This is a genomic window from Sphingomonas sp. H160509 (genome assembly GCF_024124765.2).
Classification (GTDB): domain Bacteria; phylum Pseudomonadota; class Alphaproteobacteria; order Sphingomonadales; family Sphingomonadaceae; genus Sphingomonas.
On the sequence record NZ_JAMXSR020000002.1, the window covers coordinates 2,244,195 to 2,260,967 of the forward strand.

General features: G+C 66.1%; 15 protein-coding genes, 1 tRNA gene and 3 pseudogenes. 10 read left to right on the forward strand and 9 right to left on the reverse strand.

Going from position 1 to position 16,773, the window contains the following annotated elements; all coding sequences use genetic code 11:
* Window positions 1-9: 9 nt before the first annotated feature.
* Window positions 10-937, reverse strand: a pseudogene (gene ubiA, locus NHF48_RS12640) (4-hydroxybenzoate octaprenyltransferase).
* Between the two features lie 98 nt (window positions 938-1,035).
* Here ubiA and NHF48_RS12645 point away from each other — a divergent pair.
* From NHF48_RS12645 to NHF48_RS12655, 3 genes and pseudogenes are all read left to right on the forward strand, one after another.
* A complete protein-coding gene (locus NHF48_RS12645; protein WP_165895495.1) occupies window positions 1,036-1,197 on the forward strand; it encodes a hypothetical protein in 162 nt (53 codons plus the stop codon).
* A 363-nt stretch (window positions 1,198-1,560) separates the two neighbouring features.
* On the forward strand, window positions 1,561-2,331 hold the full coding sequence (locus NHF48_RS12650) for a 16S rRNA (uracil(1498)-N(3))-methyltransferase (protein WP_253071313.1): 771 nt from the start codon (window positions 1,561-1,563) through the stop codon (window positions 2,329-2,331).
* A gap of 117 nt (window positions 2,332-2,448) precedes the next feature.
* A pseudogene (locus NHF48_RS12655) lies at window positions 2,449-3,796 on the forward strand (glutamate--cysteine ligase).
* A 110-nt stretch (window positions 3,797-3,906) separates the two neighbouring features.
* Here NHF48_RS12655 and NHF48_RS12660 read toward each other — a convergent pair.
* Window positions 3,907-5,180, reverse strand: a pseudogene (locus NHF48_RS12660) (methyltransferase family protein).
* A gap of 584 nt (window positions 5,181-5,764) precedes the next feature.
* Window positions 5,765-6,514 (reverse strand): RMD1 family protein, encoded by a 750-nt coding sequence (locus NHF48_RS12665; RefSeq protein WP_235524791.1) that lies wholly within the window; start codon window positions 6,512-6,514, stop codon window positions 5,765-5,767.
* A 299-nt stretch (window positions 6,515-6,813) separates the two neighbouring features.
* Here NHF48_RS12665 and NHF48_RS12670 point away from each other — a divergent pair, with 299 nt between their 5' ends.
* The 3 genes from NHF48_RS12670 to NHF48_RS12680 all read left to right on the forward strand — a co-directional run bounded on the left by NHF48_RS12670 (window position 6,814) and on the right by NHF48_RS12680 (window position 9,007).
* The gene (locus NHF48_RS12670) at window positions 6,814-7,476 is read left to right on the forward strand and encodes a DUF2490 domain-containing protein (RefSeq protein WP_253071314.1); all 663 of its coding nucleotides are present in this window, start codon (window positions 6,814-6,816) and stop codon (window positions 7,474-7,476) included.
* 120 nt (window positions 7,477-7,596) lie between these two features.
* Window positions 7,597-8,694: an alpha/beta fold hydrolase gene (locus NHF48_RS12675; RefSeq protein ID WP_253071315.1), complete on the forward strand. Its 1,098-nt coding sequence runs from the start codon at window positions 7,597-7,599 to the stop codon at window positions 8,692-8,694.
* 94 nt (window positions 8,695-8,788) lie between these two features.
* Window positions 8,789-9,007 carry a hypothetical protein gene (locus tag NHF48_RS12680; protein WP_120300599.1) on the forward strand — a complete coding sequence of 73 codons (219 nt, stop codon included), beginning with the start codon at window positions 8,789-8,791 and terminating at the stop codon, window positions 9,005-9,007.
* A 103-nt stretch (window positions 9,008-9,110) separates the two neighbouring features.
* Here NHF48_RS12680 and NHF48_RS12685 read toward each other — a convergent pair whose 3' ends face one another.
* Together NHF48_RS12685 and NHF48_RS12690 are read right to left on the reverse strand one after the other, a co-directional pair.
* The gene (locus NHF48_RS12685; RefSeq protein ID WP_253071316.1) at window positions 9,111-9,383 is read right to left on the reverse strand and encodes a hypothetical protein; all 273 of its coding nucleotides are present in this window, start codon (window positions 9,381-9,383) and stop codon (window positions 9,111-9,113) included.
* Between the two features lie 291 nt (window positions 9,384-9,674).
* The gene (locus NHF48_RS12690; protein ID WP_263816853.1) at window positions 9,675-10,217 is read right to left on the reverse strand and encodes a GDSL-type esterase/lipase family protein; all 543 of its coding nucleotides are present in this window, start codon (window positions 10,215-10,217) and stop codon (window positions 9,675-9,677) included.
* A gap of 153 nt (window positions 10,218-10,370) precedes the next feature.
* Here NHF48_RS12690 and NHF48_RS12695 point away from each other — a divergent pair, with 153 nt between their 5' ends.
* Window positions 10,371-10,859, forward strand: a complete 489-nt coding sequence (locus NHF48_RS12695) for a metallophosphoesterase family protein (protein ID WP_253071318.1) — start codon at window positions 10,371-10,373, stop codon at window positions 10,857-10,859.
* 55 nt (window positions 10,860-10,914) lie between these two features.
* Here NHF48_RS12695 and NHF48_RS12700 read toward each other — a convergent pair whose 3' ends face one another.
* Window positions 10,915-11,802 (reverse strand): LysR family transcriptional regulator, encoded by an 888-nt coding sequence (locus NHF48_RS12700; protein ID WP_253071319.1) that lies wholly within the window; start codon window positions 11,800-11,802, stop codon window positions 10,915-10,917.
* Window positions 11,803-12,096: 294 nt separating this feature from the next.
* On the opposite strand from NHF48_RS12700, the gene NHF48_RS12705 reads away from it, so the two are divergent.
* Both NHF48_RS12705 and NHF48_RS12710 read left to right on the forward strand, forming a co-directional pair.
* Window positions 12,097-13,002 carry an aldo/keto reductase gene (locus NHF48_RS12705; protein ID WP_253071320.1) on the forward strand — a complete coding sequence of 302 codons (906 nt, stop codon included), beginning with the start codon at window positions 12,097-12,099 and terminating at the stop codon, window positions 13,000-13,002.
* Window positions 13,003-13,130: 128 nt separating this feature from the next.
* Window positions 13,131-14,075, forward strand: coding sequence for an NAD(P)/FAD-dependent oxidoreductase (locus tag NHF48_RS12710; RefSeq protein ID WP_253071321.1), 945 nt, complete (start codon window positions 13,131-13,133; stop codon window positions 14,073-14,075).
* A gap of 231 nt (window positions 14,076-14,306) precedes the next feature.
* Here NHF48_RS12710 and NHF48_RS12715 read toward each other — a convergent pair.
* Window positions 14,307-14,397, reverse strand: a tRNA-Ser gene (locus NHF48_RS12715).
* 88 nt (window positions 14,398-14,485) lie between these two features.
* Here NHF48_RS12715 and NHF48_RS12720 point away from each other — a divergent pair.
* A complete protein-coding gene (locus tag NHF48_RS12720; RefSeq protein WP_253071322.1) occupies window positions 14,486-15,343 on the forward strand; it encodes a peptidylprolyl isomerase in 858 nt (285 codons plus the stop codon).
* Here NHF48_RS12720 and NHF48_RS12725 read toward each other — a convergent pair.
* Entirely contained in the window at window positions 15,340-16,194 is an 855-nt protein-coding gene (locus NHF48_RS12725; protein ID WP_253071323.1) for a pirin family protein, read from the reverse strand. The two genes, NHF48_RS12720 and NHF48_RS12725, sit on opposite strands and share 4 nt — an antisense overlap.
* Window position 16,195: 1 nt before the next feature.
* Window positions 16,196-16,768 (reverse strand): NADPH-dependent FMN reductase, encoded by a 573-nt coding sequence (locus NHF48_RS12730; RefSeq protein WP_253071324.1) that lies wholly within the window; start codon window positions 16,766-16,768, stop codon window positions 16,196-16,198.
* Window positions 16,769-16,773: the final 5 nt, after the last annotated feature.

The following is a 16,773-nucleotide window of genomic DNA, read 5'->3' on the forward strand; positions in this document are numbered from 1 at the left end:
ATCAGCGACTTAAGGATGCAGGCTCGTGCCGACAACCACGCAGGCGAGGAACATCAGCAGTCCGGCGAAACGGTTCGCGCGGAAGCGGGCGAGTGCGGCGGTGCCTGCGCCCCTCGTGCGTGTCGGGTTTGAACGTTACGACCTGCCATGCGAGGTGGAGCGCGACGGGAACGAGCGCGGCGATCGCGAGCGGGTCGGGGCGGACTTGCCAGAACGCTGCGGCCCATAAGGCGACGGCGGCGACGTAGAAGATGCCGACGCCAGCCTTCACGTGCGCGCCCATGCGGAGCGCGGACGAGCGGATGCCGATCATCGCGTCATCTTCGCGGTCCTGCAGCGCGTAGATCGTGTCGTAGCCGATCACCCACGCGATCGAGCCGGCGTAGAGCAGCCACATCGGCGTATCGAGCGCGCCGGCGATATCGCTCCAACCGACCAGCAGCGCCCAGGAGAAGACGATGCCGAGCCACGCCTGCGGCCACCAGGTGATGCGCTTCATGAAGGGGTAGGCGGCGACGGGCGCGAGGCTGGCGAGCGCGACGATCGCGGCGAAGAAGGTGAGTTGCAGGAGGACCGCAAAGCCGATCAGGCAGAGCGCGACGAGCCAGACCCAGGCGAGCTTTATCGACACGAGGCCGCTCGGGATCGGGCGGGCGCGGGTGCGCGCGACCTGCGCGTCGAGGTCGCGGTCGACGATGTCGTTGAACACGCACCCGGCGCCGCGCATCGCGATGCTGCCGAGCAGGAGCCAGAGGATCAGGTCCCAGCGCTGCACCGCGCCGCCGGCTAGCGCGACTCCCCAGGCGCCTGGCCAGAAGAGCAGCCACCAGCCGATCGGGCGGTCGAAGCGGGCGAGTAGGGCCAAGCCGCGGAGGGTTGGCGGGAGGCGGCCGACTAAACCCCTGTGCTCGCTGTCGGGGACGATTTCGTCGTGCATCGGCTTGGTCTGCATGCTGGGGGGCGTAGGAAGACGGGGTTTGGCGCGCAAGCCTTTGCCGGGTACCGGTGGGGCGTGACGCGTTCGGACCCTCCAGCATGATCGGCCTTTCGGTCGCGGTCGGCCGCTTCGTCGAGGCGTTGTTCTGGGGGATTTTTCGCGTCGCCGGGGCAGTCGCGGGGGTGTTGATCCTTGGGGTTGTGGTCCTGGTTGTCGCTTGGGTGATCGCGCGAAAAATGTGGGCGCGGCGGAAACGCTGAACTGAGTTTTTGCGTGGGCCGGAAGGGGCTAATCTTCTCCCCCTCCCTGGAAGGGAGGGGGTCGGGGGTGGGTCGGCTGCTTGGCGGACGTGCCGGCAATTCGAGCCAACCCACCCCCAGCCCCCTCCCTTTCAGGGAGGGGAGCGAGAGTGCCATCCTCCCCGGCACGGGGAGGGGGGACCGTTCGCCATCGGCGAAGGGCGGAGGGGGATCGCCGCGAGCGTATTGCTGGCGGAATGCGCAACACGCGCCGCAACCCTGGTGGAAGACGCTGAACGCAAGCGCTTCTTGCGTGGAAGCCCCCCTCCACCAGCTTCGCTGGTCCCCCTCCCCGTGCCGGGGAGGATTTGCTAGGACGCCACCATGCCTGCAACCCCAGCTTGGCCGCCGCAGTCCACGCCGCGCCTCTTCGTCGATACGCCGCTCGCGGCCGGTCCGCTCCACGTCGACGGGTCGGCGGCGCATTATCTCGCAGGCGTAATGCGGATGAAGATCGGCGATCCGGTGAAGCTGTTCGACGACCGGACTGGGGAATGGCTCGGCATCGCGTCGAGCGTCGGCAAGCGCGATCTAATGCTCGACGTCACCGAGTTGCTGCGGCCGCGCGAGGATGTGCCCGATCTCTGGCTGTGCGCCGCGCCGCTCAAGAAGGGGCGGGTCGACTGGATGGCGGAGAAGGCGTGCGAGCTTGGCGTCGCGCGGCTGGTGCCGGTGGTCACGCGGCGGACGATCGTCGACAAGCCCAATACCGAGCGGCTGCGGACGCAGATGATCGAGGCGGCGGAGCAATGCGGACGCACCGCGCTGCCCGAGGTGACCGAGCCGGTGAAGCTCGCCGTGCTGCTCCGCGACTGGCCCGAGGACCGCGCGCTGTTCTTTGCCGACGAGACCGGCGGCGTGCCTGCCCTTGAAGCGATGCGGGCGCGGCCTGGTCCGGCGGCAATCCTGATCGGCCCCGAAGGTGGCTTCGATGCCGACGAGCGTGAAGTGATCCGCGCGCATCCGCAAGCGGTTGGAGTCGGGTTGGGGCCGCGCATCCTGCGGGCGGAAACCGCGGCTGGCGCTGCCGTCGCGCTGTGGATGGCGGCGGCGGGCGACTGGCGCGGCAACGAGGCGGGCGGCGGGGACGGATAAGGTGGCCGGATAACGAGGCTGCGGCGCAATACCTACCGATTGGTCCGGATACCCTCTAGCACCCTCGTTCATCGACGCGTAAGGCGCGGCGATGACGACGATTCCCGCTCCGAAAAGATTAGCCCGACGATCGAGTCGCGCGACCAGTTGATCGCCAGCTTCGCGGGCGGCGAAAAGCCGAAGGACGCGTGGCGGATCGGCACCGAGCATGAGAAGTTCGTCTATGCGAACGGCGATCACCATGCGCCGTCCTATGACGAGCCGAGCGGCATCCGCGCGTTGCTCGGCGAGCTGGAGCAATATGGCTGGAAGCCGGTCATGGAGGGCGGAAACGCCATCGCCATGTCGGGCCCCGACGGCAGCATCAGCCTGGAGCCCGCGGGCCAGTTCGAACTGTCCGGCGCACCGCTCGACTCGTTGCACGAGACCTGCGCCGAGACCGGGCGCCATCTGGAGCAGGTGAAGGCGGCGGGCGAGAAGCTCGGGATCGGCTTTCTCGGGCTCGGCATGTGGCCGGACAAGACGCGTGTCGAACTGCCGACGATGCCCAAGGGGCGCTATGCGATCATGCTGCGGCACATGCCACGCGTCGGCAGCATGGGCCTCGACATGATGCTGCGGACCTGCACGATCCAGGTGAACCTGGATTACGCGTCCGAAGCGGACATGGTGAAGAAATTCCGCGTGGGGCTCGCGCTCCAGCCGCTGGCGACCGCGCTGTTCGCGAACTCGCCGTTCACGGAAGGGCGGCCCAACGGCATGCTGTCGTATCGCAGCCATATCTGGTCCGACACCGATCCGCACCGCACCGGCATGCTGCCGTTCGTGTTCGAGGACGGCTTCGGGTACGAGCGCTATGCCGAATACGCGCTCGATGTGCCGATGTACTTCGTCTACCGCGAGGGCAAGTATATCGACGCCGCCGGCCTCTCGTTCCGTGACTTCCTGAAGGGCGAATTGTCGGTGCTGCCGGGCGAGAAGCCGACGCTCGACGACTGGACCGATCATCTGTCGACCGCGTTCCCCGAGGTGCGGTTGAAGACGTTCCTAGAGATGCGCGGTGCCGATGGCGGGCCGTGGAACCAGAATCTGCGCGCTGCCGGCGCTGTGGGTCGGATTGCTGTACGATCAGGATGCGCTCGATGCGGCGTGGGACCTGGTCAAGGACTGGACGATCGACGAGCGTCAGGCGTTGCGCGATGCGGTGCCGAAGCTCGCGTTGAACGCGCCGATCGCGGGTGGCGGGAAGCTGCGCGACATCGCAGGACAAGTGCTCGACATCGCCGGTGCCGGGCTGTCGGCACGGGCGCGGTTCAACCGGGCGGGCGACAACGAGACAGGCTTCCTCGATCCGCTGCGCGAGATCGTACGGAGCGGCAAGGTACCAGCTGAAGTGCTGCTCGATCGCTATAACGGCGCCTGGAATGGCGACGTGTCGAAGGTCTACGACGAGGCCAGCTTCTGACGGCTCCCCTCCCGTTTACGGGAGGGGTCGGGGGAGGGCTTGGCCGCGGACGTCGCGCTAGAGGCGTAGAACAGCCCCTCCCTAACCCCCTCCCGCAAGCGGGAGGGGGATTAGCCGCGCAACCTTGCGAACAGCCGCGGTACCAGGCCGTTGCGCGACATCCAGTCGAAATACACGCGATAGTCCGGGTCGAGCTTCAGATGCCGCTCTTCGGTCTTCGCGCGCCAGTAATACACGCCGCTGACCGCCGCCATCAGCAGCGTCGCACGGGCCGCGTCGACCATGCTGCCGAGCGTCAGCACCGGGATCGTCGAAATCCACCAGAACAGGTTCTTCGACAGATACGCCGGATGCCGCGAGACCGCATAGGGACCATGCGTCAGGATCCCCCGGTTGGTGAGGTTCGAGAAACGGAAGCCGAACGCCATCGTCGCCCAGGCATAGATCGCGGTCAGCCCGACCAGGATCGCACCGATCAGCGCCAGCAGGACCGGGTGTCCCTGGAACCAGTAGGCCCAGTCCGACGTGCCCGGATGATAATCGAGCGGGCCGCCTGTCGTCATCAGGATAAACGGCGGATAGCACATGAGCGCGGGCATCCAGGCCGCGGCGAACGGATTGGCGCTGCGGATGTGCGAATCGAGCGGGCGGAACGTGAGCAGATAGCCGACCGTCGCGAACGCCACGTCGATCAGGAACATCAGCGTCACCAGCCAGCCCGACAGCGCGACCGGATCACGCAGCACCGACGCGACGTCGCCGCGGACGAAGTTACCGAAGCCCGGCGGGACGATCGCAAGCATGAAGGCGAGGAAGAACGTCTTCACCCCCATGCGCGCAGATGACCGTAGATCGCCTCGCGGTCGACGCCCGCCTGCCCGGTCAGCCACGCGCCGAGATGCCAGGCGCCATCACGCGGCTCGACCAGATAGCGGTCTATCCAAAGGACATAGGGAATCGACGCGACGAACAGGATCGGCGCGGCGTTGGTGAAGCACCACATCGCGAACGCGAAATTGCCTTCCCAATAAAATCGCCCGGCACCGTAGATCACCGCGATCCCTGCCCACGTCGCCCACAGCCCGGCGAGCTTCGTCAGGCTCAGGTCCAGCGTTTCGCGCCAGAGCCCGGCGGCCGACCAGTCGATCCCGGTACTGGGATTGCGATGAACCTTGTCGATCAGCAACGACCAGGCGATCATCGGCAGTCCGCAGGCAACTACGTTGACGAGCGCGGAATATGGCCCGTCCATGCCGTAGTGTCGCGCAAACCCGATCCAGACAAGCACCCCGACGAGTCCCGACAGACCCGCGCCGTGACTGACCGCCGACCGCGGACGAGGGTCGGTCTCGGCCGTACCGGCAAGCTGAGCGTCGTGATCCATGGCGGTGATTCGTAGCGCGGATTGGTAAGCAAGCCATGAAGCATGTTTGGCCGCCAGTCCGAAGCAAGGTCATCCCCGTCGATTTGGGATGATCGGCAATGGCAGCATCGGATCCGAAATAACGCAGCGCGGGCCGGGCTGGGTGGGAAGAGAAACTCGCTCGGTGCTGAATAAGAGGGGGCAATCTGGACGCGGCGGCCACCTGTGGATCACGAGCGCGAATGTTCTATTTCGGGACCTGAATGACCGCGAATTTAGTCGCGGGCGTCCCGTCGAGCGTTACCTTACGATCAAGGAGATCGCTATGTTTCAAAGACTTATCGGACGCGCCAAATGCATGATCGGCATACATCGTCGGTCTCGCAGACACACCGTCTTCAAAGGTCGCGGCGCGGATACGAGCATCTGCCGCTATTGCAGGAAATCGATGCGGAGTACGCCGGCGGGCTGGGTCGTCGAACACTCGAGCTGAACCGATCGTCTGAATGCGAGGCGGGGCCGCAGGTTCTGTGGTGCTCGTCGCGCTATCGCCCGCGAGGTGGTGCGATGAACGAACTAAAGCCCGGTCCGACAGCGCGTCGTGGTCAGTGACGCCACAATTCGTAGATATTCAGTATGACCTCGAACGCGATCAGCCCGATTACGGCAAGCTCGAGCCGTAACGAGCGCTTGTCCTGGACCAGGTCGAGCAGCCACTCGGCAGCGTCGCCGATGACCTCGAGCTTGCGCTCCATGGCGCGTGCGCGGTCGCCGAGTTCGAACTCGGCTTCGAGACGCCCGTAGAGCCGGTCGAGTTCGGGATGATCCCAGAGCAGGTCCGGCTTCTCGGAGATCTGCGCCCGGCCGACGACGCGGTGCTGCGCCGCGAGAACGTCACCGATGCTCTGCATGACGCGTCGGATCGGCATCACCGCACGACCGTGGATGCGGAGTTCGTTGATGAGCGGCTCCACGCGATCGAATGCTTCGGCAATACGGCCTTCATCCCGTGCGAGGACGACGCTCCGGGCGACGACGGTGGCCGTCAGCAACAAGCGTTCCCGCGACGCCTCCCTCAATCGTATGTGTCCGTCTGCACTGACCGTCTCCTCGCGGTCTGCGGAAATCTCGATCCAGGCGGTTTCCGTTTCGGGCGTGGCCAAGGGATCGATGATGTGCTCGGACAGGGTTTCGATGAACCGACGCTCGGTTTCGACCGCCGCCCCGATCAGCACCAGGACACCGTAGCGAAAGACGAACGCGGCCCCGACCCCCGACAGGTTGAGGGTCTCGGGCTCCGCGAAGTCCTGCAAATTGCGGGTATCGATACGCGTACCCAGCAGAAGCGCTCGCACGTCGCCCCTGGCGGGTTCGCCAGGCAGGGGTGCACCCAGCACCTCCCTGATCCCGACGCTTACCGTTCGCAGCGATCCGCCCTCAACCATGTCGCGTCACAACCATGGGACCGGCCTTATCAGTTTCAGACACATCGTCTCGCGACCGATTTAGCGGCTGCCGAGCAAGACCGTAGCGTCACACGATTGTTGCCAGGCATGCAATCGATGAAAGGGACCGAGGCGACGCCAGTCCATTGCCTGTGTTGGCAAAGCCGTGCCAACACCATGCGATGTATCGCGCTTCATCCCTGGCGGTTTTGTCGCTGCTTCTGGCTGCCGCCCCCGCCTGGGCACAGCAACAGGATACGCAGGCGTGGGAGCAGCTGAACGTGGTCGTTCCCATCGCACCAAAATTGCGGGTGACGCTGGAAGAGATTGCGCGGACCAGCGACCGCCAGGACGGGATCTACACCACCGAATTCGGTGCGCTTCTCGGCTGGCAGTTGGCCAAGGGCGTCGAGCTCGGATTCGGCTACCGCCATGTCGGCTTTCACAGTCGCAACCTCGCGCCGGACGAGGACCGGCTCCGCCAGCAGATCGTGGTCACCAGCGGGCGCTTCGCCGGGCGGTTGCGACTCGACGAACGCTTCAACCCCGACGGTAGCGAGATCGGCTTCCGGGTCCGGCCGTTGCTCCGGTACAATTTGCCGCTCGGACCCAAGCGATTGGCCTTGTTCGTCAGCCACGAAAGCTTTTTCCTGCCGAACAGTACGACCTGGGGCCAGCGCGCCGGGTATGAGCGGATGCGCAACATCGTCGGGCTGGCCTTCCCGATCGGCAAGGCGGTGACGGCCGATGTCGGCTATCTCAACCAGTACCGGTTCGCGCGCGGTGGCGCACGCGCCCAGATGGACAATGCGCTGAACCTGCAGCTTACCTTGAACCTGGGGACGCTTGGCGTGGCGGGTCTTCACGACTGAGGTCTCCGCGCTGGATGCGGATCCCGAACTCGGATTTGCCGCAAGCCCTGCTTCCGAACGTTCGCCCCTGTGTATCGGGACGCCACTTGCGCGCGGTCCGCTTAGACGCAACGATGGGTCATGTCGTTCCTGCTCTCGCTGCTGCTTCTCCAGGCCGCCGTCCCCCAGACGCCGCCGCTTACGCCCGCGGTCAAGACCGCCCCGTCCACGTCGAAATGGCCGGCACGCGACGCGCAGTTCACGGTCCGCCGCTTTCGCTTCCGCTCGGGCGAGACCCTGCCGGAACTGCGTCTCAACTATACGATGCTGGGGCAGCCGCACCGGAATGCGCGGGGTGAAATCGACAATGCGGTGATGGTCCTGCACGGTACGGGTGGCACCGGCCGCCAGTTCCTCAGCCCGCAGTTCGCCGACGAACTTTACGGCCAGGGTCAGCCGCTGGACATCACGCGCTACTGGATCATCCTTCCCGACGGGATCGGGCACGGCAAATCCTCGAAACCGTCCGACGGGCTGCACATGCGGTTCCCGCACTACGACTATGACGACATGGTCGAGGCGCAGTACCGGCTGCTCCACGATGGCCTGGGCATCCGCCGCATGCGGCTGATCATGGGAACGTCGATGGGCTGCATGCACAGCCTGGTCTGGGGCGAGACGTACCCCGAGTTCGCCCGCGCGCTCATGCCGCTCGCCTGCGAGCCTGTCGAGATCGCGGGGCTGAACCGCATGTGGCGCAAGCTCGCGATCGACGGGATCAAGGCCGATCCGGCCTGGGCGGGCGGCGAGTATCGGACGCCACCGGTACAGGGTCTGCGCACGGCCGCCAGCCTGCTGTTCGTTGCTGGTGGTGCGCCGCTATTCTTCCAGAAACAATATCCCGGGCGCGATGCCGCCGAGGCCTTTGCCGAGCAGCGGGTCGCAGCCTCGATCGATGGGACGGATGCCAATGACCTGATGTATCAACTCGATGCCTCGCGGACCTATGCGCCCTGGTCGCGGCTGGAGGCGATCACCGCCCCGACGACCTGGATCAACTCGGCCGACGATTTCATCAACCCACGCAATCTCGATTACCCGCAACGCGCCGTCGCCCGCATGAAGAACGCGCGATTCCGGATGATTCCGGAGAGCACCGACACGCGCGGCCACGGCACCCACACTGCGGCCCGGTTCTGGAAGCAGGACCTGGCCGAACTGCTGCAACGCACCGAATAGATGTCGGAGGACGCAGAGACAAAAATTGCGTAGTCCAGCCGTGCGTTATCGCCTGCGTGGCAATCGAGCCGTCAGATGCAAGATGGGAAATGACATGCGATTTGTTCAGATCGAGATCCTGCCGCAGGGCAAGGCGCTGGTAGATATCGACAAGCTGACCCACGCGGTGCCCGAGGGCGATGGATCACGCCTGTTCCTGGGGGCGCAGCACATCGACGTGCCGCATTCACTCGCCGAACTCGAGAACGTCCTGGCTGGTCGCGAGCGAACCGACGATGGCGCGAACAGCACGGCGGGGTTCGGCGTCCGGTAGGCTGACGCGACGGCGCGCGCTGGTGCAGATTTGATCTGCCGGCGCGGTCGTCATGGGTCGCGTTACGACCGGGTGGCTGCGCGTCAGGCCGTTGCCCGACGCGTCAGGCCTCGTCGGTGGAGATCGGCTTCCTCGCCGCCAACTGGACCGGCTTGCCGATGACGGGACGGCCAGATGGCCAGCGTCGCGCGATGCAACGGTCCTTGGCGATCCGGGCTACGCTGACGGTATCGCCCTGGTTGCCGCCGAGGACGTGATAGGCGGTCGCGTCTTCGCCGACATAGAACCCGACATGACCACCCCCGGACGCTCGAACACCAGCACGGCGCCGGGAGCCAACCGCTCCGGTCGCAGTGCCGATCCCCATGTCGACCATGACGTCGCGCGCACCGCGATAGCGACCGGCTCGATACCGTCTTCCTGAAGACAATAGGCGACGAACACCCCACACCACGGGACGCTGTCGGCATTATAGACCATCCCGAGGATCTTCGTCCCCAGCCGCTTCGCCCAACCCAGGATCGTCGCGCTGTTGGCCGATCCAGCAGCTTCCTTCGTGCCCAGCTTCGCGCGCGCGGCTTTCAACCATTTGGGCTCCGTCACCATGACTCACTCGGCGTCATAGCTGAAATCCGGGAACGCCCGTGGTTGCGCTCGAACACGGGCACTACAGCATCCGCTTTACGGTCGGCAGGATCGCCGCGACCACCGCCGCGATCGCCGCGCCGTTGGGATGCACCCGATCCGCCAGTACCATCTCGGAATGTCCCAACACGCCAGGCGGGAAGAACGGCCAGACCGTCGCGCCATGCTCGGCAGCCAACCCCGCGTGGATGCCCAGATACGCCGCAGCGCGGTCACGGATGAACGCCGGGGGATCGACGGTGGTCAGCAACACGGGAGTGGCACAGCTACCCAGGCTCAGCAGAATCTGCTCCAGGTTAGCCCGCGTACGCGCCACCGGGATCTGCCGCAGGACATCGTTCGGTCCCACCTGAACGATCGCGAGTACGGGCCGCTGGTCGAGCGCGGACAAGAGGCGGGGCAAGCGCCGCAGAACGTCGGCGGTGGTATCGCCCGACACCCCGGCGTTCACCACGCGGGCGCCGGGACGTGCCGTCTGCAGCGATGCCTGCAATCGTGCGGGAAAACTATCGGCAGCCTGCAGGCCGTAACCGGCAATCAGGCTGTCACCTATTGCCAGGATCAAGGGTCGGTCGGTCGTCATGCGTTGCCGCGAGATAGTTCACGTTCGACGCATTGTAAGACGTTCGGGTAAAGGCGCCGGATTGCTATCGCGCCGAACCTTTGACGCTGGTGCTCGTTCCTACGCGATGACAGACGAACGGACGTCGCGGCGCTCATGAGCGTATTCTTCACGGCCGACACGCATTTCGGCGATCATCGCACGATCAACATCTCGCGACGACCGTTTGCCAACACCGCCGAAATGGATGCGGCGATGGTCGAGCGCTGGAACGCCGTCGTCGGCCCCGATGACGTGGTGTGGCACCTGGGCGACGTGGCACGTCGCCCGACGGATGTCGCCGAACTGCTCGCCCGACTGAACGGGAGCAAGCACCTGCTGCGCGGCAATAACGATCCGGATGCGACGCTGGCGGCGCACGGATGGGCGAGCGTCGGCGACTATGCGGAGATCGAGTTGGATGGCCGACAGCTTGTCCTGTGTCATTATCCGTTCCGAAGCTGGAACGGGCAGCACCGCGGCGCGCTCAATCTGCACGGGCACAGCCATGGTCGGCTGAAACCGATGCCGCGCCAGTTCGACGTCGGCGTCGATGGCCACGACTTCGCACCGATCCTGCTCGACAGCCTGATTCAAGCGCGCTGATACACCTACGTTCGACTATCCGTCGCTCCGCGAGCCAACCTCGGCATGCATGCGATCAGGCGCGCATTGCCGTCACGAAGGCCTGGAAGGCGGCGGTGGGCTGGCGTCGGCTGGGATAATAGAGATGGTTCGGTGCCAGCGTGGGTGCCCAGCCGGTGAGCACCTCGACCAGCGTGCCGTCGGCTAGCTGCAGCGCGGCGTGCGGCAGCGGCAGGCAGGTTACGCCTAGCCCCGACACCGCGGCGTCGCGCATCACGTCGATGTCGTTGGTCGTGAAGTCGCCGCGGACCGATCGTTCCAACGTCCGGCCATCCCGTTCGAATTCCCAGCGGTGCACCACGCCGGACGACGTGTACCTGTAACACAGGCAACGATGCGCCGAGAGATCGTCGGGATCGACCGGTGCGGCACGCCCGGCGAGATAGGACGGGGCGGCGACGAAGACGAGCGGCACCGGCGCGCTGATCCGGACCGATATCATGTCGGCTTGCAAGCTCTGCGCGTGGCGGACTCCGCAATCGAAGCGGTCCGCGACGATGTCGACGAACCCGTCGTCGACCACCAGTTCGACGGCGATGTCGGGATAGGCGCCCGCAAAGTCGGTCAGCCGCGGCAGGATCGCGTAGATGGCGGCGACCCGGTGCGCGCTGACCCGGATACGCCCCGCCGGCCGTTCGCGAGCGTTGTCGAGATCGGCCAGCGCGCCCGCGACCGAAGCGATCGCCGGCTTCAACCGCGCCAGCAGTTCCTCGCCCGCAGGCGTCGGCGCCAGCGACCGAGTGGTACGGTCGAGCAGCCGGACGCCCAGTTTCGTTTCCAGCGACCGCATCGCATGGCTCAAGGCAGAGGCGGACAATCCAAGCCGCGTCGCCGCCCGTGCAAAACTGCCGACCTCGACGATCGTCTCGAACACCGCGAGACCGGACCAGAGATCGCGATCCATTCGTGAACATCCTTCAGCAACCCATGCGCCGCAGACGATCTAATCCTCGGGCGGTCCTGCGTCCATCTGGAGGCGACACAGTGCAGGATGCCATCATGAACCTCGACACCTACCGTCCGCTCGGCCGCTCCGGCTTGCTCGTCAGCCCGCTGGCGCTCGGCACGATGACCTTCGGCACGCCGCGCCGGGGGCTGGACGAGCGCGGCAGCCGCGCGGTGTTCGATCGCTACACCGATCTCGGCGGCAATTTCGTGGATACCGCCGACGTCTATGCAGGGGGGACGATCCGAAGAGATGGTCGGAAGTTTCGTCGCTGCGCAATCGTCGCGCGACCGGATCGTCATCGCGACGAAATCCGGGTTCGCTACCGGCCGCGGCTGTCACGCGGGCGGCAATGGTGCACGCCACATTATGGCCTCGGTCGAGGGTTCGCTCCGACGGCTCAAGACGGACTTCATCGACCTGTACTGGGTGCATGTCTGGGACGGCGTCACCCCCGCCGAAGAATTGCTGCGGACGATGACCGCGCTCGTCGCAGCGGGCAAGATCCGCTATTGGGGCATATCCAATACGCCAGCGTGGTATGTCGCCGAACTCGCCACCCTGGCCCGCGTCCAGGGTCATCCGGCGCCGATCGGCCTGCAATATTTCTACTCGCTGGTCGAGCGTGGGGTCGAGGCCGAGCACGTGCCGCTCGCGCGGTCGGCGGGCATGGGCCTCGTTCCCTGGAGCCCCCTCGCCTATGGCTTGCTGACCGGCAAGTACGACCGCGCCACCGTCGAGGCGGGACCGCAGCGGGTGGGTGGCGTCCCCAACCAGGCCGGGCCGGACGACACCGCGCGGCCCGCGGACGACAAGCGGCTCGACGGCGACAATCCCTTCGGCGACACGCTGTTCACCGAACGCAACTGGCAGATCCTCGAAATACTCAAGCGCATCGCAGGCGAAATCGGCGAGACGCCGGCACGCGTCGCACTGTCTTGGGTGGTCGGGCAGCCGGGGGTCGCGTCGACGTTGATGGGCGTGAGCCGGCCCGAACAGGTGACCGACAATGTCGCCGCACTCGGCCTTCGCCTGCCGCCGGAACACCGTGCCGCGCTCGATGCGGTGAGCGGCGGCAACCTGCCGTTTCTCTACGGCCTGTTCCAACCTGCCGTGCGCAACCAGGTCGTCTTCGGCGGGGGAGATGTCCGAAGCTGAAACTTCATCCTGAAGCCGGCAACGTGGGACGAAATCTGCGCTCGTCCGGCTCCAATCGACAGTCTTGGCGTTTGAGGATGTCCGGTCCGCTGCACGCTGGGATGCGGCGCGCCGGCACAGGGGGTATCATGCGGATTGGGATCATCGGCGCGGGGATGGCGGGCCTGTCTTGTGCGCATGCGCTACGCGGCATGGGTCATCACCCCGTCCTGTTCGACAAGGGTCGCGGGCCCGGCGGCAGGATGTCGACGCGCCGGATCGACGCGCCGCTGGGCGAGGCCGCGTTCGATCACGGCGCGCAATATCTCACGGCGCGCGATCCCGCCTTCGTCGCGCAGGTCGATCGTTGGGCGCAGGCGGGCCACGTCGCGCGCTGGTCGCCTGCTGGCCCCGATGCCTGGGTCGGGACGCCAGCGATGAATGCGCCGGTCCGCGCGATGGCGAGCGACCTGGATGTTCGATGGAACACGGCGATCGACAGTCTCCACCACGACGGCGAATGGCGGATCGGCGGCGAGCGGTTCGACGCGGCGATCGTCGCGGTACCCGCCGAACAGGTCGCACCCCTGGTCGCAACTCACGACGGTGCGCTCGCCGATGCGGCCCGCTCCGCGGTGTCCGATCCCTGCTGGACCGTCATGGCGGCGTTCGATGGTCCGGTGCCACTCGAATACGACCGGGTGACGAATTTGGGAGCGATCGGCTCCGCCGTCCGCAACTCGGCCAAGCCCGGGCGGACCGGACCGGAGGCGTGGGTACTTCAGGCCAGTGCCGACTGGTCGCGCGCGCATCTCGAAGATACGCCGGAGATGGTCGAACACGCGTTGCTCGCCGCCTTCGCCGACCACATCGGCGTCGCGTCGCCTAACGTCATTGCGACCAGCGCCCATCGCTGGCAGTATGCGAAGACCAACGCGCTGGACCGCGGTGCGTTCTGGAACACAGATATTCAACTGGGCGCATGCGGCGACTGGCTCCTCGGGCCGCGGATCGAAGCCGCTTGGCTATCCGGGCAGCGGCTTGCGACACTCGTTGATCCAACCGGATCAACTGCCGCTGAAGGACGTCGATGAGGCCTACCTTGCGCTGTCGCCGTGCGCCTTCGTGCCCCCGCTACGATCGCTTTCGTAATACCGGCACCAAGCTCCGCCGACGCTAATCTTTTGGTCGATCGCTATATCCGTCGACCGATAAGCGCGACGAAGACGCGTCGCCAGTCCAGTAGCACCGTGGTCAGGGAGCCGGCCCTTTGCAAGATCGTTTCTCGCAACGCATGTCCGCGAATGACTCGGTAGGGAAACCAGTGGCGGAGCGGGTGGGATTCGAACCCACGATACGCTTTTGACGTATACTCACTTTCCAGGCGAGCGCCTTCGACCACTCGGCCACCGCTCCGCATTGCTCTGGAAGCGGGTCTGCTAGTGCGGGTTTCGCCCGCGCGCAAGCAATTGCGTGCGGTGATCGGCTGGGGCAGTCTGCGGGGATGTTGAATATCCTTCTCGCTGCCATGCTAGCGCAAGCCGTTCCGGCCGCCGCGACGCTCCCGTCAGATCCGGTGCCGGCGGACTGGGTCGCGGTGCCGGACGACGAACTCATGGTGTTCACGCTGGCCAATGGGCACCGGTTCACGGTGCGGCTCGCGCCTCGATATGCTCCGGTGCATGTCGCGAACATACGCAAGTTGGCGCGTGCGCATTGGTGGGATGCGGGGACGAGCGTGTACCGCGTTCAAGACAATTACGTCGCGCAATGGGGTGACGCGACGGAGAAGAAGCCGCTTGTCGCTGGCGTCGTCGCCAACCCGCCGGCGGAATACTCGCATGCCGGGTCGACGACCGTGGCGCGGCTGTCGCAGCGCGATCCTTATGCCGAATGGGCGGGGTATAGTCGCGACGGGTGGCCGCTGGCGGGCAATGGCGCGACCGAGTGGGTGCCGCATTGCTATGGCATGGTCGGCGTCGCGCGCGATCTGGCGCCGAGCACGGGGAGCGGCGCCGAGCTGTATACCGTGATCGGCCATTCGCCGCGTGCACTCGATCGGAACATCGCGGTGGTGGGCCGCGTGATCGACGGTGTCGAGTGGCTCTCGTCGTTGCCGCGCGGGACGGGGGATTTGGGATTCTACAAGACCGAAGGGGAGCGTAGCCCGATCGTGTCCGCTCGCCTCGTGAGTGACCTGCCTGTCGGCGAGCGACCGCATTTCGAATATCGGGCGGCGGACAATGCGCGGTTCGTGGCCTGGATCGCGTCGCGGGAGAACCGGGCCGGGCCGTTCTTCACGGTGCCTGCCGGGGGCGCCGACATCTGTGCCGCGCTGCCCCCGGTGCGTAAAGCGCCCTAGCGGATGACGGGCGGCTTGCCGAACAGGCCCGCGTTATAGTCCTCGATCGCGCGGACGATCTCTTCGCGGGTGTTCATGACGAACGGGCCGTGGGAGACAACGGGTTCGCCGATCGGGTCGGCATGGCCGTAGAGGATTGTGGCGGGGGCTTTGGTCGTGACGGTGATCGCGTCGCCTTCGTTGCCGAACGTGGCCAAGTGATGCGGCTTGATGGGTGTGTCGTTGGCGTTGGGGGCGCCGGCGACGACGTAGAAGAAGACCGCGCGGCCGGTTGGGGCTGGCAGGTCGACCTTGGCGCCGGCTTCGAGTTCGATCGTCATCATCGCGACATCGGTCAGCGATTCGAACGGGCCCTGTCGTCCGGCGAACGTGCCGGAGATCAGGTTCACGGTGCCGCCATCGACCGGGATCGCGGGAATGTCCTCGCGCTGGAGGCCGGTATAGGCGGGCTTGGTCATCTTGAGCCGGCCGGGGAGATTGACCCAGAGTTGCAGGATCTCCAGCGGGCCGCCGTTGCGCTTGAATGAGGCGGGCGAAATTTCCGCGTGGATCAGGCCCGAGCCTGCGGTCATCCACTGGACGCCGCCCGCGCGAATGACGCTCTCGTGGCCACCGCTGTCGAGATGCGCCATCTCGCCTTCGAGGATGAAGCTGACCGTTTCGAAGCCGCGGTGCGGGTGCGGGCCGAACGGCAGGCCGTTGTTGCCGGGGCGATAGGTCTGCGGGCCGTGATGGTTGAGGAACAGGAACGGATCGACCTGCGACAGGCCGGGACCCGGTAGCGGGCGGCGGGTGACGAGATCGGCGATGTCGTCGCGCTGGGCGGGATACTGGTTGAGGACGTGGCGCATGTCAGGAGGCCTCGCGGTCGGCGGTGTTGGGCCGCGCGATGTCGGCGAGCAGATCGTCGACGCCGCCTTTCAGGAAGTCGAGCGTGCGCTGGTCGGTCAGGCGACCGTCGGCGATCTTCTCGTGGACCGCGCCGACGACGGCTTGTGGACGCAGGACGGTGCGTGCGCCGATCGAGGCCAGCGTCTCGTTCAGTTGCGCGTGGGCGCGTGCGCCGCCGACTGCGCCGGGTGACGAGGTGAGCGTGAAGACCGGCTTGCCCGTGAGCGTCGCCTTGCCATGCGGGCGTGAGGCCCAGTCGAGCGCGTTCTTCAGGACGCCGGACATGCCGTGATTGTATTCGGGGGAGGCGATGACGATCCCGTCGGCCGCGCCGATTGTCGCACGCAGGGCTGCGACAGCGGCGGGCGGCGTGTCGGTGTCGGCGTCCTGGTCGTAGAGGGGCACGTCGTTCAGCGCGAAGACCGTCAGCGCGGCCTTGTCAGTGGTCGCTTCGCCAAGCGTGGTCAGGATCGCCGTATTGTACGAGCCGCGGCGCAGGCTGCCGGAGATCGCGAGCAGGACGGGAAGGGCCATGGAAA